Source organism: Bradyrhizobium sp. GW821-FHT12B03 (assembly GCF_058807535.1).
This window is the reverse complement of the sequence record NZ_JBXAQU010000015.1, coordinates 22,611-41,376: the sequence shown is the minus strand read 5'-3', so window position 1 is coordinate 41,376 and position 18,766 is coordinate 22,611. Positions and strand designations below refer to the sequence as shown.

The window sequence follows — 18,766 nt, the reverse complement described above, 5'->3', positions numbered from 1 at the left end:
GCAACACCAAAGGTGTCGTCCTGGCCTAGTGCGCAATTGCGCACGGGGGGCCAGGACCCATACCCCCAAGAGGAAGTTGTGGCGCGAAATTCGTAACCACGGGTCTTCGCAAAACCACTCCCTGGGATAATGGGTCCTGGATCTGCGCTTCGCTTGTCCAGGACGACGGCGGAGTTTGTGGCGCGGGCATCGCTCCCATGACATCCCTGCGGTTGACCGGGCGGGTTGCAGCTTGCACGTTGGCCGCAAATCCTTTCCCGCCCTAATCGCCCCCTCCCCATGCTCACCGTCACCAGCCTCTGGATTCCCTTCACCGTCATCGCCGCGCTCGGCCAGGTCGCGCGCAATGCGATGCAGCGCTCGTTGACGAAGCCGCTGGGGACGTGGGGCGCGACCAACATCCGCTTCCTGTTCGGCTTCCCGTTCTCGCTGCTGTTTCTGGGCGTGGTGCTGATCGCGACCGGCGATCGCCTCGGCATGCCGCCGACCGTGTTCTGGCCGTGGCTGCTGCTCGGGGCGCTCAGCCAGATCGTCGCGACCGGCTTGATGCTGCTCGCCATGAACGACCGCTCCTTCGTGGTGACGACGGCGTACCTGAAGACCGAAGCGATCCAAACCGCGATCTTCGGCTTCGTCTTCCTCGGCGATCACCTCACCTGGCTGAAAGTGCTGGCGATCGTGGTCGCGACAATCGGCGTCGTCATCACCGCGCTGCGGCCCGGCGGCGAGAAGAGCTTTGCCGAGCTGAAGCCGACCATCACCGGCCTTGTTGCGGCTGCGGCCTTCGCGCTCTCCGCCGTCGGCTTTCGCGGTGCGATCATCACCGTTCCCGGCGTATCCTTCGTGACGTCGGCGTCGTTCACACTGGTGCTCGGCCTGTTCGTGCAGACGCTGATCCTGACCATCTATCTGCTCTGGCGCGCGCCAAAGGTGCTGCAGGCAATTCTCGGCCTATGGAAGCCGTCGCTGTTCGCCGGCTTCATGGGCGCCTTCTCCTCGCAATTCTGGTTCCTGGCGTTCGCGCTGACGGCCGCCGCCAACGTCCGCACGCTTGCGCTGATCGAGGTGCTGTTCGCGCAAGGCGTCGCCTACTACTCGTTCAAGCAGCCGATCGCGCCGCGTGAGATTTGTGGTATCGCGCTGATCGTTGTGGGCGTGGCGGTGCTGGTCGGGGCCTAGTTCCGGTCTTCCGGCAACGTCGGCAGCGGCGAGACCTCGATGCCCTCGTCGATCAGCGACTTCGCCTCGTCCGGCGAAGCCTCGCCATAGATCGGGCGGTGCTCCTTGTCGCCGTAATGCATCGCGCGGGCTTCGTTCGCAAAGCGCTCGCCGACATTGTCGGCGTTCTTGACGATGTGATCGCGCAGCTCCTTGAGCTTGGCGCGCAGCTCGCGCTCCTGCGCCATCATCAGCGAGGTCGGTCCCGATGGCGCGGCCTCGGGCGCGGCGGTGGCAGCAACGGGCTCCGGCGGAGGCGTGGCGGGACCACGGCCCTTCTTGCCGACGATGCGCGGGGCCATGATCGCCTTCTCGACCTTGGCCGAGCCGCAGATCGGGCAGGTCACGAGCTTGCGCTTCACCTGCGAATCATAGGCCGACGAGCTCTGGAACCAGCTTTCGAATTCGTGGTTGCGGTCGCAATGAAGCGCGTAGCGGATCATGCCGATCCCCGCACCAGATGCAGGTGATCCGGCCCGGCCTTGGGGTCGGCGACGCCGAAGCGGCGGCCGTGCTGGAGCGAGGGGATCGCGCGGCGCGCGGTCTCGACCTTGGCCGGGTCGATCTTGGCCATGATGATGCCGGGCTCGACATCGCCCTCGGCGAGGATCTCGCCCCAGGGATCGATGATCAACGAGTGACCGAACGTCTCGCGCTTGTTCTCGTGCAAGCCGGCCTGTGCCGCGGCGAAGATGAAGCAGCCGGTCTCGATCGCGCGGGCACGCAGCAGGATGTGCCAATGCGCTTCACCGGTTTTGCGGGTGAAGGCGGACGGCACGGTGATGAAATAGGCGCCGCTCTCGGCCAGCGCGCGGTAGAGCGCGGGGAAGCGGACGTCGTAGCAGATCGTCAGCCCGACCCGGCCCCAGGGCAGGTCGGAGATCACGGCGGTCTCGCCCGGCTGGTAGTTGGCGGATTCGCGATAGCTTTCGCCGTCCGGCAGCTCGATGTCGAACATGTGGATCTTGTCGTAGCTCGCGAGCACATTGCCCTCGGGGCCGATCAGGAACGAGCGGTTGACTGCCTTCTCGGGCGAAAAGCGCAGCGCCAGCGAGCCGACATGGATGTGGATCTTGAGCTCGGCGGCGAGCGCGCGATAGGCCTTCAGCGAGGCGTCGTCCTCTTCGCTCTGGAGATGCTCGAACAGCGCCTTGCGGTTCAACTGCATCATGTTGCTGACTTCGGGCGTCTGGACGTAGTCGGCGCCATCAGCCGCCGCCTGCCGGATCAGCTTGGTGGCCTGCGCGAGGCTGGGCTCGGGCATCAGGCCGGTGCGCATCTGCACCATCGCAGCGGTGAAGGTCCTGACCTCGCTCATGATTCAGCCTTCACGGTTTCGAGCATGCCATCGAGCTTGCCCTCGCGGTCGAGCGCGTAGAGGTCGTCGCAGCCGCCGACATGGGTGCCGCCGATCCAGATCTGGGGGAAGGTCGAGCCCTCGCCGGCGCGGTCGTACATCTCGTCGCGCCAGGACGGGTTCTTGGCGACGTCGAATTCCGTGAAGGTCGCCTTCTTGCGGGTCAGCAGCGATTTGGCCGCGGAACAATAGCCGCAGCCTGGCCTGGTGTAGATCTCGACAGCAGCGGTCATCTGGTCTGGCGCTCTCATGTCACGAATTCATTGAATTATATGGGACTTCACCTGACCTCCACAACCCGGGCAAAGACCAGCACGTCCACCTGGGCCGCTTTGGCCCGCAACAAGGCACGGGCGCAGGCATCCAGCGTCGCCCCGGAGGTCAGGACGTCGTCGATCAGGACGATGCGGCGGCCCTGCACCGCGGCCTGATGGTCGGGAGATACCTGGAATGCGCCCTGCACATTGGTGGCGCGCTGGGCGCGCGACAGGCCGATCTGCTGCTCGGTGGCGCGGACCCGGCGCAGCACCTCGCCCCGCACCTTGACCCCGCTCTGCCGCTCGATGATTCGCGCCAGCGCCCCGGACTGGTTGTAGCGGCGCCGCCAGGCCCGCCGCCAATGCAGCGGAACGGGAATCAGCATGTCGGCGCCGGTCAGCAGCTCGCCGCCTGCGCGCGCCATCCAGCGGCCCATGGCCGGCGCCAGATCGGTGCGGTCCTGGTATTTCAGCGCGTGCACCAGCGTGCGCGCGACGTCGTCATAGCGCACCGCCGCGCGTGCCCGCTGGTAGGCCGGCGGGCTCGCGATCGCCTCCATCGACAGCATGTCGGGACCGGGGTCGTAGACGAAGGGGATGCCGAGCCGCGGGCAGTAGGGCCGCTCGATGAACGAGAGCCGCGCCCAGCACGCCGCGCACACGCCCTCGCCATCGACCGGCTCGCGGCAGGACACGCACAAGGTCGGCAGCGCGATGTCGAGCGCCAGCCGCGCCGCGCGCGCCAGCGCGTGACGGCCGGCGCCTAGCGCGCCGCGCAGATAGCTCGAAATGAAGCGTGATGCCTCGGCGTCCATCGGCCTACGGCTCGTTCGGGAGCACGGGTCGAAAGAACGATCGCTCATAACGGCGGAAGCAGCGCGTTTCCCTTGCAAAGGCGATCGCCTTCTGGACGTCCGGATCTTCGGCGCTGTCTTTCCGATATTGCTCGTAGGCCGCGAAGCTCGGGAAGCTGAACATCGCCAGCGCGACGTCGCTCGCCCCTTCCGACGGCAGGAAGTACCCGTGGTGGATGCCGCCGAATCTAGGCAGCAGTTCCAGCCACATCCTGCCGTAAGCCTCGAATTCGGCGAGCTTGTCCGGTGGGACCTCGTATCGCAGGTAACAAGTGATCATCGTCGGATACTCCGGCGCGCCGCGCACCTGGCGCGGATTGTTGGCTTGGAACGCGAGGCCGATGTCGGCTGCCATGAGGGAAGCTAGCGCCACACGCAGTGGATTGCCAGAACCGCCGTGATCGGCGTAACCAGCGGCATGGCCCAGCCTCCGCAAACCCCGCCCGCTTTGTTCGATCGCGCCTTGCTGCATACGCGGCAGCGGCGCGCGCAGGTGCAGGGCGGGGCCACCTTCCTGCTCGATCGGGTGGCCGAGGACATGTCCGACCGGCTCGCCGCGGTGACGCGGCAATTTCACGCTCCGGCCGATCTCTGGACGCCTGGCGAGGGTCTCGCGACGCTGCGCGCGCGGCTGCCTTCGATCGAACGGATCGCGCTCGATGCGTCGGGTGCGGAGAAGCTGCCTTTCACGCCCGAAAGCCTCGATCTCGTCGTCTCGGCGCTGGCGCTGCAATTCGTCAACGATCTGCCGGGCGTGCTCGCGCAAATCCGCCGCGCGCTGAAGCCGGACGGCCTGTTGCTTGCCGCGATGATCGGCGGCGACAGCCTGACCGAGCTGCGGCAGGCCTTTGCCGCCGCCGAAGCCGAATGCGAGGGCGGGGTGTCGCCGCGCGTGGCGCCGTTCGCTGACTTGCGCGATATCGGCGCGCTGTTGCAGCGGGCGGGCTTTGCGCTGCCGGTCACCGACGTCGACCGCGTCGTGGTGCGCTACGGCAACGCGTTCGCGCTGATGCAGGATATCAGGCGCATGGGCGCGGCCAATGTCCTGATCGAACGCCGCCGCACGCCGAGCCGGCGCGCGACGCTGCTGCGCATGGCCGAGATCTATGCCGAGCGCTTTGCCGATACCGACGGCCGCATCCGCGCGACATTCGACATCATCTGGCTCTCCGGCTGGGCCCCGCATGCGAGCCAGCAGCAACCGCTCAAGCCGGGGTCGGCGAAGGCGAGCCTGGCGGAGGCAGTGAAAAAGGTTAAGCGGGACTAGCGTGTCCCGGACGCGCTGCAGCGTTCTTACGCTGCTGCGCAGAGTCGGGACCCGGTCTGCCGCTGGCATGGGCCCCGGCTCTGCAGCGCACCGCTGAAGAAGCGCTGCGCTGCGTCCAGGGCACAGCTCCTCACATCAGCAGATCGATCAAATGCGGGATCAGAGGGATGTCGGCGGGCGGCATCGGATAGTCGCGCAGCTTGTTGGCGCGGACCCAGGCGAGGGCCTGGCCTTCGCGCGCCGTGACCTGGCCTTCCCAGCGCCGGCAGATATAGAGCGGCATCAGGAGGTGGAAGCTCTCGTAGCCGTAGCTCGCAAAGGTCAGCGGCGCCAGGCACGGCTCGGCGACGGTAATGCCGAGTTCTTCATGCAGCTCGCGGATCAGGCTCTGCTCCGGCCGCTCGCCGGGTTCGCACTTGCCGCCGGGAAATTCCCAGAGCCCGGCCAGCGTCTTGCCCTCGGGGCGCTGCGCGATCAGGACGCGCTTGTCGGCGTCGACCAGCGCGCAGGCCACCACCAGTGTCAGTTTGAGATCGGCCATGCGTGATGTCGCTCGCTCAAGATGATCCGTAACGGTTCGTTAACCCCGTTGCGGCCCACGTATCTACGGCCGCCATAAGTCATATTTAATCGACGGTTCCTAGAGTGGAAACACTTGAACCATTCCGGGAGCTGACCCATGCGCGCTGCGTTTCGCACCATCATGCGCCGATTTGTCCGCGACCGGCGTGGCAATGTCGCAGTGATCTTTGCATTTTGCTGCGTCCCCCTGATCACGGTGGTCGGCTGCGCGGTCGATTATTCTCGCGCAACGCAGATCCGCTCCAAGCTCCAGGCCGCCGCCGATGCGGCCAGCGTCGGCTCGGTCGCCAAGGCTTCGCCGGCGTTTGCCGCCGCGGGCGCGATGACCTCGGACGGTCCGATCCCCGTCGGCGTCACCGACGCAACGAACATCTTCAACGCCAACGTGGTCAACCTGACCGGCTATACGCTGGGTGGCGTCACGCCGACCGTGGTCAAGAGCGGCTCGACTGTCACCTCGACGGTCGCTTTCAGCGCCACCATCAACACCATGTTTCTCGGCGTGATCGGCAAGACCGCGCTGTCCATGAGCGGGACGTCGACCGCGACGGCCACCATGCCGCTCTATGTTGACTTCTACCTCCTGCTGGACAATTCGCCGTCGATGGGCGTGGCGGCGACGCCGGCCGACGTCAGCAAGATGGTCAACAACACGTCCGACAAATGCGCCTTCGCCTGTCACGACTACAACGACGCGAACAACTACTACAATCTCGCCAAGACGCTCGGCGTGACGACGCGGATCGATGTGCTGCGCAGTGCGACGCAGTCGCTGATGGACACGGCCGGGGCGACCCAGACCTATTCGAACCAGTTCCGCATGGCGATCTACGATTTCGGCGCCTCGTCGAAGACCATCGGCCTGCGCGCGCTGTTCTCGCTGTCCGCCAGCCTGTCGAGCGCCAAGACGGCGGCAGGCGCCATCGACCTGATGGGCGTCTACGGCAACAATGATTCCTACACCGCCGACAAGGATACGCAGTTCAGCACGGTCTTCCCCGCGATCAACAGCGCGATCAGCGCGCCGGGCGCCGGCACGTCGTCCTCGCCGATGAAATATCTGTTCTTCGTCTCCGACGGCGTCGCCGACGAGTACAACACCGGCTGCTCCAAGCCGACCGTGAGCGGCGGGCGCTGCCAGTCGCCGATCGACGTCTCGCTCTGCACCACCATCAAGAATCGCGGCATCAAGATCGCGGTGCTCTACACCACCTATCTGCAGCTCCCGACCAATTCCTGGTACATGACCTATATCGACCCCTTCAACAAGGGACCGTTCGGACCGTCGCCGAACAGCGAGATCGCGCAGAACATGCAGAGCTGTGCTTCGCCGGGGCTGTATTTCGAGGTCAGCCCGACGCAAGGCATCTCGGACGCCATGAACGCGCTGTTCAAGAAGGCGGTCGCCGACGCGCGGATTTCGGGGTGATTGGGATGAAGTTCTAACCCCGTCACCCTGAGGTGGCCGCTTCTTCAGCGGCCTTCGAAGAGCGACGAGCCCCGGCTTTCTCGGCGCGGCGGCAGCGGTGGCCGTGCATCCTTCGAGGCTCCCCACGCGGCGTTGCGCCGCGTGTCTCGCACCGCAGGATGACGGTGAGAGAGCCGAAATTACGACCTGTAATCGCCGTTGATCGCGACATATTCCTTGGTGAGGTCGCAGGTCAGCACGCGGTCGCGGCCCTTGCCGAGGCCGAGCGAGACCTTGATCGCGATCTCCGGTGCCTTCATCGCTTCCGACACCTGCGCCTCGTCATAGTCAGGATCGCGCGCGCCGCTCTTGGCGACGCGGATGCCGTTGAAGGAGATCGACAGCTTGTCGCGGTCGGCCGGCTCGCCGGCCTTGCCGACGGCCATCACCACGCGGCCCCAATTGGCGTCCTCGCCGGCGATCGCGGTCTTCACCAGCGGCGAGTTCGCGATCGACATCGCGATCTTGCGCGCCGACGCCTTGGTCTTGGCGCCTTCGACGGTGATCTCGACCAGCTTGCGCGCCCCTTCGCCGTCGCGGGCCACCTGCTCGGAGAGGTTGGCGAGCACCTGGTTGAAGGCCTTGACGAAGGCTTTCAGGCGCGGGTCGCTGGCGCGACTGATCTTTGGCGCGCCGTGCGCGGCGGCAGCTCCTGTCGCGAACGCGAGCAGGGTGTCGGACGTCGAAGTATCGCCATCGATCGTCACGGCGTTAAAGGTGTCCTCGACGCCGCTCTTGAGCAGGGCCTGGAGCGCGGCCGGTGCGATCGGCGCGTCGGTGAAGATGAACGACAGCATCGTCGCCATGTCGGGCGCGATCATGCCGGCGCCCTTGGCCATGCCGTTGATGGTGACCTTGGCCTTGCCGAGCTTGACGGTCGCGGTCGCGACCTTGGGGAAGGTGTCGGTGGTCATGATCGCCTTGGCCGCGGCGAGATAATCGCCGGGCTCCGCGGTCTCGGCGAGGCGGCCCAGCACCCCGTCGAACTTGGTCGCATCCAGCGGCTCGCCGATCACGCCGGTCGAGGCCAGGAAGATCTCGCTCTCGCTGCACCCGACGGCCTTGGCCGCGATCTTGGCGGTCAGCGCGGTGGAGCCGCGCCCGGTCTTGCCGGTGAAGGCATTGGCGTTGCCGGAATTGACGACGAGGGCGCGCGCCTTGCCGCCCTTCAGCTTGGCGCGGCACCATTCCACCGGTGCGGACGGGCATTTCGACCTGGTGAAGACGCCGGCGACCGCGGTGCCCTTGTCCATCACCGCCAGCAGCACGTCGGTGCGGTTCTTGTAGCGGATGCCGGCCTCGGCGGTCGCAAGACGGACGCCCGCGATCACGGGCATGTCGGGAACGTGTTTCGGGGCGAGGGGAGAGACGGAGGAGGACATCGCGAGGCCTTTTGGACAAATGGAAACCGTCATGGCCGGGCCTGTCCCGGCCATCCACGTCCTTCAGCACACGTTGATGAGGGTCTTAAGACGTGGATGCCCGGGACGTCTGGCGCGAAGACGCGCTTCGCGCTTTTGCCCGGGCATGACGTCAAACTACTGAAGTGCGGGAGGGAAGTCGATTTACTTCTTCGCGGGCGGCGCCATCTTGCTGTCGGACGGCTTGGCCGCATCGGCCGGCTTGGCGTCCGCCGCCGGCTGGTCCAGCCGCTCGACCTTGGCTTCCGTGCGCAGCTTGGCGACGTAGTCGGCCTGGGCCTTGCGGGTCACGTACTGCTCGATCTGGGCCTTGACCTGCTCGAAATCAGGCGCCTTGCGGCTGCGCTTTTCCTCGACCTTGATGATGTGCCAGCCGAACTGCGACTTCACGGGGTCGGAGATCTTGCCCGGCTCCAGCGCGAAGGCCACGGTCGAGAATTCCGGCACCATCTGCTCCTTGGTGAAGAAGCCGAGGTCGCCGCCGTCGGCGGAGCCCGGATCCTTGGACTTCTTCTTGGCGAGCTCGGCGAAATCGGCGCCCTTGTCGAGTTCGGCCTTCACCGCCTTGGCCTCGTCCTCGGTCTCGACCAGGATGTGGCGGGCGCGCACCTCCTGCTCGCCGGTAATCTGCTTGGAGGCCTCCTCATAGACCTTCTTCATGGCGTCGGGGGTGGTGGCGGCCTTGCCTTCGTTGGCGAGCAGGCTGTCCATCAGGAGGCGGTTGCGGGCGAACGCCAGACGCTTCTTGAACTCCTCGCTGTCGGCGACCTTCTTGTCCTCGGCAGCCTTGCTGACGATTTTCATGTCGATCAGGAAGGACAGGACGTTCTCGTCCTTGGTCGCCGGGTCCATCTGGGCGAGGCTCGGCCCGAGTTCCTCCTCGGCCATGGCCACGTCGCTCTTCTTGATTTCCGCGCCATTGACCTTCGCCAGGACCGGATCGTCGGCAGCCCGGCCGGGACCCGCGATCAGCGCCAGCGCAAGGCAGCCCACCAGGGCGGTGGCGAGGCCGAAGCGCAGGCCGGTTTTGGTTACCGGGAACGAGGTGGTCATGGAAAATCCTTTTGTTGAAGCAGGGGGCTGCTCGAGCGGGGCGGACACTCGCCCAATTCAGGGGGGCTTGGCAACGCGAAAAGTCTGTCAAAATGATGAATTAGCCGCAATGCGCCCGCCGTTGACAAGGCCCTGACCGGGCCATATCTCTGCCCGGTCGCGACCATGGCGATGGCGTTTATTTTGCTGCGTTTTTGGCCGTTGAACCCAGACTTGCCCAATTCCCACCCATATGGCGGATGACCCCCCGCAGTCCGGGCTCTGGCGCCAGCAGGCGTCACGGTGAGTTGATAGGCAGGCGGGTGACAACTTCTTGGCTGCAACGCGGTTAAATCGCGAACACAGGAACTAGGCATGATCGGCGCGCTCGCCCGCAAGTTTTTCGGCTCCGCCAACGACCGGCGGGTGAAGGGATATCAGTCCCGCGTCAACGCGATCAACGCGCTGGAGCCCGAGCTCATCAAACTCTCCGACGAGGAGCTCAAGGCCCGCACCGCCGACTTCAAGAAGCAGCTCGCCGAGGGCAAGACCTTGGACGACCTCCTGGTGCCGGCCTTCGCCACGGTGCGCGAGGCCGCCAAACGGACGCTCGGCCAGCGTCATTTCGACGTCCAGCTGATCGGCGGCATGGTGCTGCACGAGGGCGACATCGCCGAGATGAAGACCGGCGAAGGCAAGACGCTGGTGGCGACGCTGGCGGTCTATCTCAACGCGCTTGCGGGCAAGGGCATCCACGTCGTCACCGTCAACGACTACCTGGCACGCCGCGACTCCGGCTGGATGGGCCAGATCTACAGCTTCCTCGGCATGACCACGGGCGTGATCGTCCACGGTCTGGATGATGCCGAGCGCAAGGCCGCCTATGCCTGCGACATCACCTACGGCACCAACAACGAATACGGCTTCGACTATCTTCGCGACAACATGAAGTACCGGCTCGAGGACATGGTCCAGCGGCCACACTTCTACGCGATCGTCGACGAGGTCGACTCCATCCTGATCGACGAAGCGCGCACGCCGCTGATCATCTCCGGCCCGCTCGACGACCGCTCCGACTTCTACAACACCATCGACGGCTTCCTGCCCAAGCTCGACAAGACCGATTACGACGTCGACGAGAAGCAGCGCACGGTGACGCTGACCGAAGCCGGCATGGAGAAGATCGAGACGCTGCTGCGCGACGCCGGCCAGCTCAAGGGCGAGTCGCTCTACGACGTCGAGAACGTCTCCGTCGTGCACCACATCAACCAGGCCCTGCGCGCCCACACGCTGTTCACGCGCGACAAGGACTACATCGTCCGCGACGACGAGGTCGTGATCATCGACGAGTTCACCGGACGCATGATGGCCGGCCGGCGCTATTCCGAAGGCCTGCATCAGGCGCTGGAAGCCAAGGAGCATGTGCAGGTTCAGCCGGAAAACCAGACGCTGGCCTCGATCACGTTCCAGAACTATTTCCGGATGTATGAAAAGCTCGCCGGCATGACCGGTACGGCGTTGACCGAAGCTGACGAGCTCTTCGACATCTACAAGCTCGAAGTCGTGGAGATCCCGACCAACGTGCCGGTGGGCCGGTTGGACGAGGACGACGAGGTCTATCGCACCCAGAAGGAAAAATACGGCGCCATCCTCGCCGAGATCGAGCGCGCCAATGCGCGGCTGCAGCCGGTGCTGGTCGGCACGGCGTCGATCGAGAAGTCGGAAGTGCTTGCCGAATTCCTGAAAGCGCACGGCTACAAGCAGATCGATTTCGGCAAGGACAACGCGCTGGACAAGCTCTATGCCGCGGCGCGCGCCGGCAAGCCGGCGAAGCTGTTCGCGGTCTTGAACGCGCGCTTCCACGAGCAGGAAGCCTATATCGTCGCGGAAGCCGGCGTGCCCGGCGCGATCACGATCGCGACCAACATGGCCGGCCGCGGTACCGACATCAAGCTCGGCGGCTCGCTGGAGATGCGCATCCCGAAGGAGACTGCGGGCATCGAGGACGAGGCCGAGAAGGCCAGGAAGATCGAGCAGATCAAGGCCGACGTCGAGCGCTTCCGCGAGATCGTGCTGAAGGCGGAAGAGACCGTCGAGATCGAGCCGGCCAAGGGCTCCAAGCCCGCCAAGACCGTGACGAAGCCGGGCGGCCTCTACATCATGGGCTCCGAGCGCCACGAATCCCGCCGCATCGACAACCAGCTGCGCGGTCGTTCCGGCCGTCAGGGCGACCCCGGCCGCTCGAAGTTCTTCCTGTCGCTGGAAGACGATCTGATGCGCATCTTCGGCTCGGATCGCCTCGACAGCATGCTGCAGCGTCTCGGCCTGCAAGAGGGCGAGGCCATCATCCATCCCTGGATCAACAAGGCGCTCGAGAAGGCGCAGCAGAAGGTCGAGGCCCGCAACTTCGACATCCGCAAGAACCTGCTCAAGTTCGACAACGTCCAGAACGACCAGCGCAAGGTGATCTTCGACCAGCGCGTCGACCTGATGAAGGACGACAGCGTCGCCGAGACCGTCACCGACATGCGTCATGCCTTCATCGACGACCTCGTCGCCAAGCACGTACCCGAGCATGCCTATGCCGAGCAGTGGGACGTGAGCGGCCTGAAGGAAGAGCTGAAGCGCGTGCTCGATCTCGACCTGCCGGTCGACGAATGGGCCAAGGAAGAGGGCATCGCCGACGAGGAGCTGCTGAGCCGCATCGAGACCAGGGCCGACGAGCACATGGCGGCCAAGGTCGCGCAATGGGGCCCCGACGTGATGCGTTACGTCGAGAAGACCATTCTGCTCCAGACGCTCGACCATCTCTGGCGCGAGCATCTGATCATGCTCGACCATCTGCGCCAGGTCATCGGCCTGCGCGGCTACGGCCAGCGCGATCCGCTCCAGGAATACAAGACCGAGGCCTTCAATCTCTTCCAGGAGATGAGCGCGCATCTGCGCGAGGCCGTCACGGCGCAGCTGATGCGCGTCGAGATCGTCCCGCCGGAGCAGGAAGCGCCCGTGCTGCCGCCGATGGAAGCGCACAAGTTCGACCCCAACACCGGCGAGGACGAGATGGCGCTCGCCAGCGTCACGCTCGGTGCGCCGGCCTCCGACGCCGCCCAGCGCGATCCGAAGAACCCGGCCTCCTGGGGCAAGATCGGCCGCAACGAGGATTGCCCCTGCGGCTCGGGCAAGAAATACAAGCACTGCCACGGGCGGTACGGCTAGCCGTTAAACTCCGCTGTCATGCCCCCGCGAAAGCTGGGCATCTGCGGTGCTAGTTGAGCGCAACACCGCTGCAGCACATTCCGTCGTCATCCCGGCGAAGGCCGGGATCCATACCGCGGAATCTATCGAGAGCATGCGGTCGTTGTACCACGCGAAGAATCGTAACTAGCAGTCTTCGCCAAATCCAATCCTGTGGTTATGGGTCCCGGCCTTCGCCGGGACGACGGCGTTGAGTTCGCTGTGCGAAGCGGCGCGCCACTCAATTCGAGCTGTCGATCAAGCTCTCCAACAGCCGTTTGAGCTCGCTCGTCGACTTGTCGCCGTAGCTCTCCAGGATGTGCTCCTCCTGGTCCACCGCGAGCGAGTTGAGCTTCTTGCTCAGCACCTTGCCGCGGTCGGAGATGAACATCAGCACCTTGCGGCGGTCGCCCGGGTCCTGCACGCGATAGACCAGCGTGTCGGAGACCATGCGGTCGATCATCTTGGTCAGCGTCGGATGGTTGAGCAGCACGGCGTCTGCAAGCTCGCCCATCGAATGGCCGTTGCCGTCCGACAGCACCTTCAGGATGCGCCATTGCTCGACGGGAACGCCTTCCTTGCTCAAGCGCAGTTCCAGCTGCCGGTTGATCTCCCGGTTGGCTTGCGCGAGCAAATAAGCGAGGTGTTCGGTGATCGGGGTGTTTTCTTTCGACGGTTTTGCCACGGCTAAGACTTCGTCTTGACCCAAATGAGTGAATGTCTTGCAATCGATGCTGCATCTATATGCACTTCAATTCTTGAATATTCAATATTTTCAAAATAGGATCATTGCCCAACAAAAGGGCGGAAGCCGCGGCCGCCTGCTCAATGTGCTTTCAGGTCTGGTGCCAGACAGGAGTTGGCGTGCGCGCGACGGTAAACTTCCCGGCTCACGGCGGCCCGGCGTTGCCGCCGTCCTTGCTGTTCAGGAATCTGTCGTCGTCGGCGGCCGACTTCGACCTGTCTCCGGTTGACGCGCATTTCATGAGGCGTCGCGGTGCGCGCAACAAGCTGCGCATCGGCAATTTCCTTACCTTCACCGGCTCGCCCGGAATCTGGGGCCCGACCTCCACCAACAGCGCGATGCTGGCGGTCGCCGAGATCAACAAGCGCGGCGGCATTTTGGGCCGCGAGCTGGAGCTGTCGATCTACGATTCCGGCGGCCCGATCGACGAGGTGGTGCAGCGCGCCGAGCAGGCGATCGCCTTCGACGAGGTCGACCTCATCATGGGCTCGCATATCAGCGCCGTCCGTGTCGCGCTGCGCAAGGTCACCGGCAACCGCATCCCCTACATCTACACGCCGGTCTATGAAGGCGGCGAGCGCACGCCGGGCGTGATGGCGATCGGGGAGACGCCGCGCTGGCAGAGCCGCCCCGCCATCCATTGGCTCGCAGACGTCAAGAAGGCCGCGCGCTGGTACCTGATCGGCAGCGACTATGTCTGGCCCTGGCAGTCGCATCGTTCGGTGAAGCGCTACATCAAGGAGGCCGGCGGCCAGGTCGTCGGCGAGGAGTTCGTCCCCGTCGGCGAGGACAATCACGAGCCGCATCTGGCGCGCATCCGCGCCGCCAAGCCGGACGTGGTGCTGATCTCGCTGATCGGCACCGACAGCATCACCTTCAACCGCGCCTTCGCCGAGGCGGGTCTCGCCACCTCGACGCTGCGGCTTGCCGGCGCGATGGACGAGACCGTGCTGCTCGGCATCGGCGCCGACAACACCGAGAATTTGTTCTGCGCCTCCGGCTATTTCAACTGCATGGCCTCGCGTGCCAATGACGAGTTCCTCGGCGGCTATCAGGCGATGTTCGGTCCGCACGCGCCGCCGGTCGGCTCCGTCGGCCAGTCGAACTACGAGGGGCTGCGGTTCCTGGAGTCCGTGGCCAACCGTGCCGGCTCCCTGGCCCTGCACCCGCTGCTGAAGGCGGCGCGCAACACCGTCTATTCGGCGGGCCGCGGTCCCGTCACCATCCGCGACGGCCGGGCCGAGATGCCGATGTACCTCGCTGAAGCCGACGGTCTCGACTTCAAGCTCATCAAGACGCTCTGACACCTGCGGCCGCTCATCTGTCGCGGCGGATCTTCGAAATAATACTTGAAAAGGAAAATATTTCCGTCTGTAATATCGCGGCGAAGCCGGTTGGCCCGCGCTGTGCAGGCGCGAGCGAGCGGCTTCCGTCCAAAGCCAGGGATCAAGAAGCCTCAAGGAGAGCGCCGTGACAGTTGTCCTTCCAACGCCCGCCCAACTTCGCAGCGTCGCCGAGCAGTGCGGCCTCGCGCTGACCGATGACGACGTCACCTCGTTCCGTGGCCTGATGCAGGGCTCGATCGAAGCCTACAATCTGGTCGGGGCGATGCCGGACGAGGTGCCGGAGGTGAAATATCCGCGCACGCCGGGCTATCGGCCCTCGCCGGAGGAGAACCCGCGCAACGCCTGGTACCGCAAGTCGGCCGTGAAGGGCGCCGCCAGCGGCAAGCTCAAGGGCAAGACCGTTGCCCTGAAAGACAACATCATGCTCGCCGGCGTGCCCATGATGAACGGCTCGGCGACGCTGGAAGGCTACGTGCCCGACTTTGACGCCACCATCGTCACGCGCATGCTCGATGCCGGCGCCGAGATCGCCGGCAAGGTGCATTGCGAATCCTTCTGCATGTCCGGCGGCAGCCACACCGGCGCGGTCGGCGCGGTGCATAATCCGCACAAGATGGGCTATTCGGCCGGCGGCTCGTCCTCGGGGAGCGGCGTCGTGGTCGCGCTCGGTGAGGTCGACATGGCGATCGGCGGCGACCAGGGCGGCTCGATCCGCATGCCCTCCTCGTTCTGCGGCACCTACGGCATGAAGCCGACCTGGGGCCTCGTGCCCTACACCGGCATCATGCCGATCGAGATCTTCGTCGACCACACCGGCCCGATGACGGCGACCGTCGCCGACAACGCGCTGCTGCTCGAAGTGCTGGCCGGCGACGACGGCTACGATCCGCGCATCAAGGCGCCGAAGGTCGAGGAGTACACCAAGGCGCTCGGCCAGGGCGTGAAGGGCATGAAGATCGGCATCCTCAAGGAAGGGTTTGAGCAGGCGAACGCGGAGGCCGCCGTGAACGAGAGCGTGCGCGAGGCGGCAAAACGTTTCAAGGATCTCGGCGCCACCGTCGAGACGGTCTCGATCCCGATGCATCTTATGGGCCCGGCGATCTGGACGCCGATCGGCACCGAGGGCATGACCCAGACCATGATGTATGGCGACGGCTACGGGCTCAGCCGCGGCGACCTCTATTCGACCTCGCTGATGGATTTTCATCGCGGCTGGCGGCGGCAGGCGGATTCGCTGTCGGAGACGACAAAGCTGTTCCTGCTGCTCGGCACCTACATCAACAACAATTTTGGCCCGCGCTACTATGGCAAGGCACTCAACATCTCGCGCCGGCTGACTGCGGCCTACGACAAGGCCTTCAAGGACTACGATCTGCTCTTGCTGCCGACGACGCCGATGAAGGCGACCAAGCTGCCGGAGCCGACGGCAAGCCGCGAGGATTACGTCGCTCGCGCCCTGGAGATGATCTCCAACACCGCGCCGTTCGACATCACCCATCATCCCGCGATGTCGCTGCCTTGCGGCATGGTCGACGGCCTGCCGGTCGGCCTGATGCTGGTCGGCCGGATGTTCGAGGAAACCACCATCTACCGCGCCGCGCACGCTTTCGAGCAGGTCGGCGACTGGAAGAAGATGTGAGCGAGGCGTTGATGCAGACGGAGGGATCAGAGCGTTTTCGAGCGAAGTGGATACCGGTTCGCGCGAAGAAGACGCGCAAAAACAAGAATCCATCGCATGGCTAACGCGTTCGTCGCGGCGTTCGAGATCCTGAGCTTTGGCGCGATCATCGTCCTGATCGTGCTGGGGCTCGGGATCATCGCGAGCATGATGGGCATCTTCAACTTCGCGCAGGGCGAGTTCGTCCTGCTCGGCGCCTACATCACCTATCTCGCTTACGCCAAGGGCATGCCGATCTGGGCCGGCATGGTCGCCGCACCCTTCGCGGTCGGCGCGCTCGGCTTCGTGCTGGAGGCGCTGATCATCCGGAGATTCTACGCAGCACCCATTGTGGCGATGCTCGGCACCTATGCGCTCGGCCTGATCATCCGCGAATCCGTGCGCGGGCTGATCGGCGGCTTCTATCTCACCGTGCCCGAGCCGATCGGCGGCTCGATCGATATCGGCGCCATGCACATCTCGGCCTGGCGCTTCACCATCATCGTCATCACGCTGCTGGTGATGGGCGGCTGCTACCTTCTGCTCTCCCGCACGAGCTTTGGCCTGCGCGTGCGCGCCACGCTGGAGAACCCCGCGCTGGCCCGGGCCTCCGGCATTTCCACGCCGCTGATCTACGGCGCCACCTTTGCGTTCGGTGCCGCGCTCGCCGGTCTTGCCGGCGCGCTGATCGTGCCGGTGTTCAGTCTGTTCGCCGATCTCGGCCTGCGTTTCCTGATCCAGGGCTTTGTCGCGGTCATGGTCGGCGGCGTCGGCTCCTTCATCGGGCCGGTCGCGGGCGCCGGCGTCATCGGCACGCTCAGTGCCGCGCTGCCATGGGTGATGGCACCCGTCGTCGCCGACGTCCTCGTCTTCGTGCTCGCCATTGTCTTCATCAAATTCCGGCCGCAGGGCCTCATCGCTGGAAAAGGGGTTTAGTCACATGTTCGACCGTACGCAGCTCTCACGCCGTCGCTTTCTCTCCAATTTCGCCTTTGCGTCCGGCGCGGTCGCAACCGGCGTCGGCAGCTGGGTGATCCCGGCGCCCTGGGCCAATGCGGCCGAAGCCCCGATCAAGGTCGGCATCGCCACCGACCTCACCGGCCCGATCGCCTATGCCGGCAATGCCGACGCCAACGTCGCCAAGATGGTGATCAAGGAGATCAACGCCGCCGGCGGCCTGCTCGGCCGTCCGCTCGAGCTCTATATCGAGGACACCGCCTCGAACGAATCCGTCGCCGTCGGCAACGTCCGCAAGCTGATCCAGCGCGACAAGGTCGACATGGTGCTGGGCGGCATCACCTCCTCGATGCGCAACGCGATCAAGGATCCGATCGTGGCGCGCGGCAAGACGCTCTACATCTATCCACAGCTCTACGAAGGCAAGGAGTGCACGCCCTATCTGTTCTGCACCGGCCCGACGCCGGCGCAGCAATGCGACGAGTTCATCCCCTGGCTGATCAAGAACGGCGGCAAGAAGTTCGCGCTGCCGAGCGCCAACTATGTCTGGCCGCACACCCTCAACGTCTACGCCCGCAAGGTGATCGAATCCAACGGCGGCGAGGTGGTGTTCGAGGAATATTACCCGCTCGACCAGGTCGACTTCTCCTCGACCGTCAACCGCATCATCTCCAACAAGGTGGACGTGGTCTTCAACACTGTCATTCCGCCGGGCGTCGGACCGTTCTTCAAGCAGCTCTATGAAGCGGGCTTCCTCAAGAACGGCGGCCGTCTCGCCTGCGTCTACTATGACGAGAACACGCTCAACATCAACCAGGCGAGCGAGATCGAGGGGCTTGCGAGCTGTCTCGACTATTTCAAGGTGCTGACCAAGGAGAACCCGTTCGACGCCAAGATCCAGGCCGCCTACGAGAAGGATTTTCCGGGCAACTTCCTGTTCGCCGCCGGCAGCGCCGCGACCGGCACCTATCGCGGCCTCAAGCTGTGGGAAGCCGCCGTCAAGGAAGCCGGCAAGATCGACCGCGAGTCGGTTGCGGCCGCGCTCGACCATGCCAAGATCGCGGAAGGTCCCGGGGGACCGGCCGAGATGGTGCCGGGCAAGCGGCACTGCAAGATGAAGATGTACACCGCGGTTGCCAAGGGCGGGAACTACGAGATCGTTGCGCGCAGCAACGGGCTTGTCGATCCCAAGGAATGCTGAGCGGCAATGCTGGATCGTGATGAGCTTTGCGTGAACCGGTGGAAGCACGAGCGCTCTCTCTTCACGTCTCCCGTAGGGAGAGGTCGGATCGCATCGAACGATGCGATCCGGGTGAGGGGATCAAGTCTCACTGGATGCCGCGGCCCCTCACCCGGATTGCGCTGGGCGAT

The 18,766-nt window shown here is 64.9% G+C and carries 17 protein-coding genes; 8 read left to right on the top strand and 9 right to left on the bottom strand.

The genetic code is table 11. The features are described from left to right. The first annotated feature begins 279 nt into the window (after window positions 1-279). Window positions 280-1,179, top strand: coding sequence for an EamA family transporter (locus tag AC1RUR_RS25620; protein ID WP_492849121.1), 900 nt, complete (start codon window positions 280-282; stop codon window positions 1,177-1,179). Here the strand turns inward: AC1RUR_RS25620 and AC1RUR_RS25615 are convergent. From AC1RUR_RS25615 to AC1RUR_RS25595, 5 genes are read right to left on the bottom strand one after another with little or no spacing between them, the layout of a single operon-like run. Beyond that, the gene (locus AC1RUR_RS25615) at window positions 1,176-1,661 is read right to left on the bottom strand and encodes a DUF1178 family protein (protein ID WP_492849119.1); all 486 of its coding nucleotides are present in this window, start codon (window positions 1,659-1,661) and stop codon (window positions 1,176-1,178) included. The genes AC1RUR_RS25620 and AC1RUR_RS25615 overlap by 4 nt on opposite strands. Beyond that, a complete protein-coding gene (locus AC1RUR_RS25610) occupies window positions 1,658-2,536 on the bottom strand; it encodes a carbon-nitrogen hydrolase family protein (RefSeq protein WP_492849117.1) in 879 nt (292 codons plus the stop codon). Before AC1RUR_RS25610 ends, AC1RUR_RS25615 begins: the two co-directional genes overlap by 4 nt. After that, complete coding sequence (gene grxC, locus AC1RUR_RS25605; protein ID WP_492849115.1) at window positions 2,533-2,808, bottom strand: glutaredoxin 3; 276 nt, start codon at window positions 2,806-2,808, stop codon at window positions 2,533-2,535. The genes AC1RUR_RS25610 and grxC overlap by 4 nt, the downstream gene beginning before the upstream one ends. A gap of 47 nt (window positions 2,809-2,855) precedes the next feature. Next, window positions 2,856-3,647, bottom strand: a complete 792-nt coding sequence (locus tag AC1RUR_RS25600; protein WP_492849113.1) for a ComF family protein — start codon at window positions 3,645-3,647, stop codon at window positions 2,856-2,858. A gap of 4 nt (window positions 3,648-3,651) precedes the next feature. Continuing rightward, the gene (locus AC1RUR_RS25595; protein WP_492849380.1) at window positions 3,652-3,966 is read right to left on the bottom strand and encodes an NIPSNAP family protein; all 315 of its coding nucleotides are present in this window, start codon (window positions 3,964-3,966) and stop codon (window positions 3,652-3,654) included. Window positions 3,967-4,104: 138 nt separating this feature from the next. Here AC1RUR_RS25595 and AC1RUR_RS25590 point away from each other — a divergent pair, with 138 nt between their 5' ends. After that, window positions 4,105-4,953, top strand: a complete 849-nt coding sequence (locus tag AC1RUR_RS25590) for a methyltransferase domain-containing protein (RefSeq protein ID WP_492849378.1) — start codon at window positions 4,105-4,107, stop codon at window positions 4,951-4,953. Between the two features lie 130 nt (window positions 4,954-5,083). Here AC1RUR_RS25590 and AC1RUR_RS25585 read toward each other — a convergent pair whose 3' ends face one another. After that, window positions 5,084-5,494, bottom strand: a complete 411-nt coding sequence (locus AC1RUR_RS25585; protein ID WP_492849111.1) for a (deoxy)nucleoside triphosphate pyrophosphohydrolase — start codon at window positions 5,492-5,494, stop codon at window positions 5,084-5,086. A gap of 138 nt (window positions 5,495-5,632) precedes the next feature. Here AC1RUR_RS25585 and AC1RUR_RS25580 point away from each other — a divergent pair, with 138 nt between their 5' ends. Beyond that, window positions 5,633-6,964 (top strand): TadE/TadG family type IV pilus assembly protein, encoded by a 1,332-nt coding sequence (locus AC1RUR_RS25580; protein WP_492849109.1) that lies wholly within the window; start codon window positions 5,633-5,635, stop codon window positions 6,962-6,964. A 179-nt stretch (window positions 6,965-7,143) separates the two neighbouring features. Here AC1RUR_RS25580 and argJ read toward each other — a convergent pair whose 3' ends face one another. Further along, a complete protein-coding gene (gene argJ, locus AC1RUR_RS25575; protein ID WP_492849376.1) occupies window positions 7,144-8,385 on the bottom strand; it encodes a bifunctional glutamate N-acetyltransferase/amino-acid acetyltransferase ArgJ in 1,242 nt (413 codons plus the stop codon). A 183-nt stretch (window positions 8,386-8,568) separates the two neighbouring features. Beyond that, on the bottom strand, window positions 8,569-9,477 hold the full coding sequence (locus tag AC1RUR_RS25570) for a peptidylprolyl isomerase (RefSeq protein WP_027545259.1): 909 nt from the start codon (window positions 9,475-9,477) through the stop codon (window positions 8,569-8,571). 354 nt (window positions 9,478-9,831) lie between these two features. Between AC1RUR_RS25570 and secA the strand changes: the two genes are divergently transcribed. Beyond that, window positions 9,832-12,672: a preprotein translocase subunit SecA gene (secA, locus tag AC1RUR_RS25565; protein ID WP_492849107.1), complete on the top strand. Its 2,841-nt coding sequence runs from the start codon at window positions 9,832-9,834 to the stop codon at window positions 12,670-12,672. A gap of 259 nt (window positions 12,673-12,931) precedes the next feature. Here secA and AC1RUR_RS25560 read toward each other — a convergent pair whose 3' ends face one another. After that, complete coding sequence (locus AC1RUR_RS25560) at window positions 12,932-13,375, bottom strand: MarR family winged helix-turn-helix transcriptional regulator (RefSeq protein ID WP_492849105.1); 444 nt, start codon at window positions 13,373-13,375, stop codon at window positions 12,932-12,934. A gap of 179 nt (window positions 13,376-13,554) precedes the next feature. Between AC1RUR_RS25560 and AC1RUR_RS25555 the strand changes: the two genes are divergently transcribed. The 4 genes from AC1RUR_RS25555 to AC1RUR_RS25540 all read left to right on the top strand — a co-directional run bounded on the left by AC1RUR_RS25555 (window position 13,555) and on the right by AC1RUR_RS25540 (window position 18,596). Beyond that, window positions 13,555-14,739: a substrate-binding domain-containing protein gene (locus AC1RUR_RS25555; protein ID WP_492849103.1), complete on the top strand. Its 1,185-nt coding sequence runs from the start codon at window positions 13,555-13,557 to the stop codon at window positions 14,737-14,739. Between the two features lie 166 nt (window positions 14,740-14,905). Beyond that, window positions 14,906-16,420: an amidase gene (locus tag AC1RUR_RS25550; RefSeq protein WP_492849101.1), complete on the top strand. Its 1,515-nt coding sequence runs from the start codon at window positions 14,906-14,908 to the stop codon at window positions 16,418-16,420. Window positions 16,421-16,516: 96 nt separating this feature from the next. Next, on the top strand, window positions 16,517-17,374 hold the full coding sequence (locus AC1RUR_RS25545) for a branched-chain amino acid ABC transporter permease (RefSeq protein WP_492849099.1): 858 nt from the start codon (window positions 16,517-16,519) through the stop codon (window positions 17,372-17,374). A 4-nt stretch (window positions 17,375-17,378) separates the two neighbouring features. Continuing rightward, a complete protein-coding gene (locus AC1RUR_RS25540) occupies window positions 17,379-18,596 on the top strand; it encodes a substrate-binding protein (protein WP_492849097.1) in 1,218 nt (405 codons plus the stop codon). The last annotated feature ends 170 nt before the right edge of the window (window positions 18,597-18,766 follow it).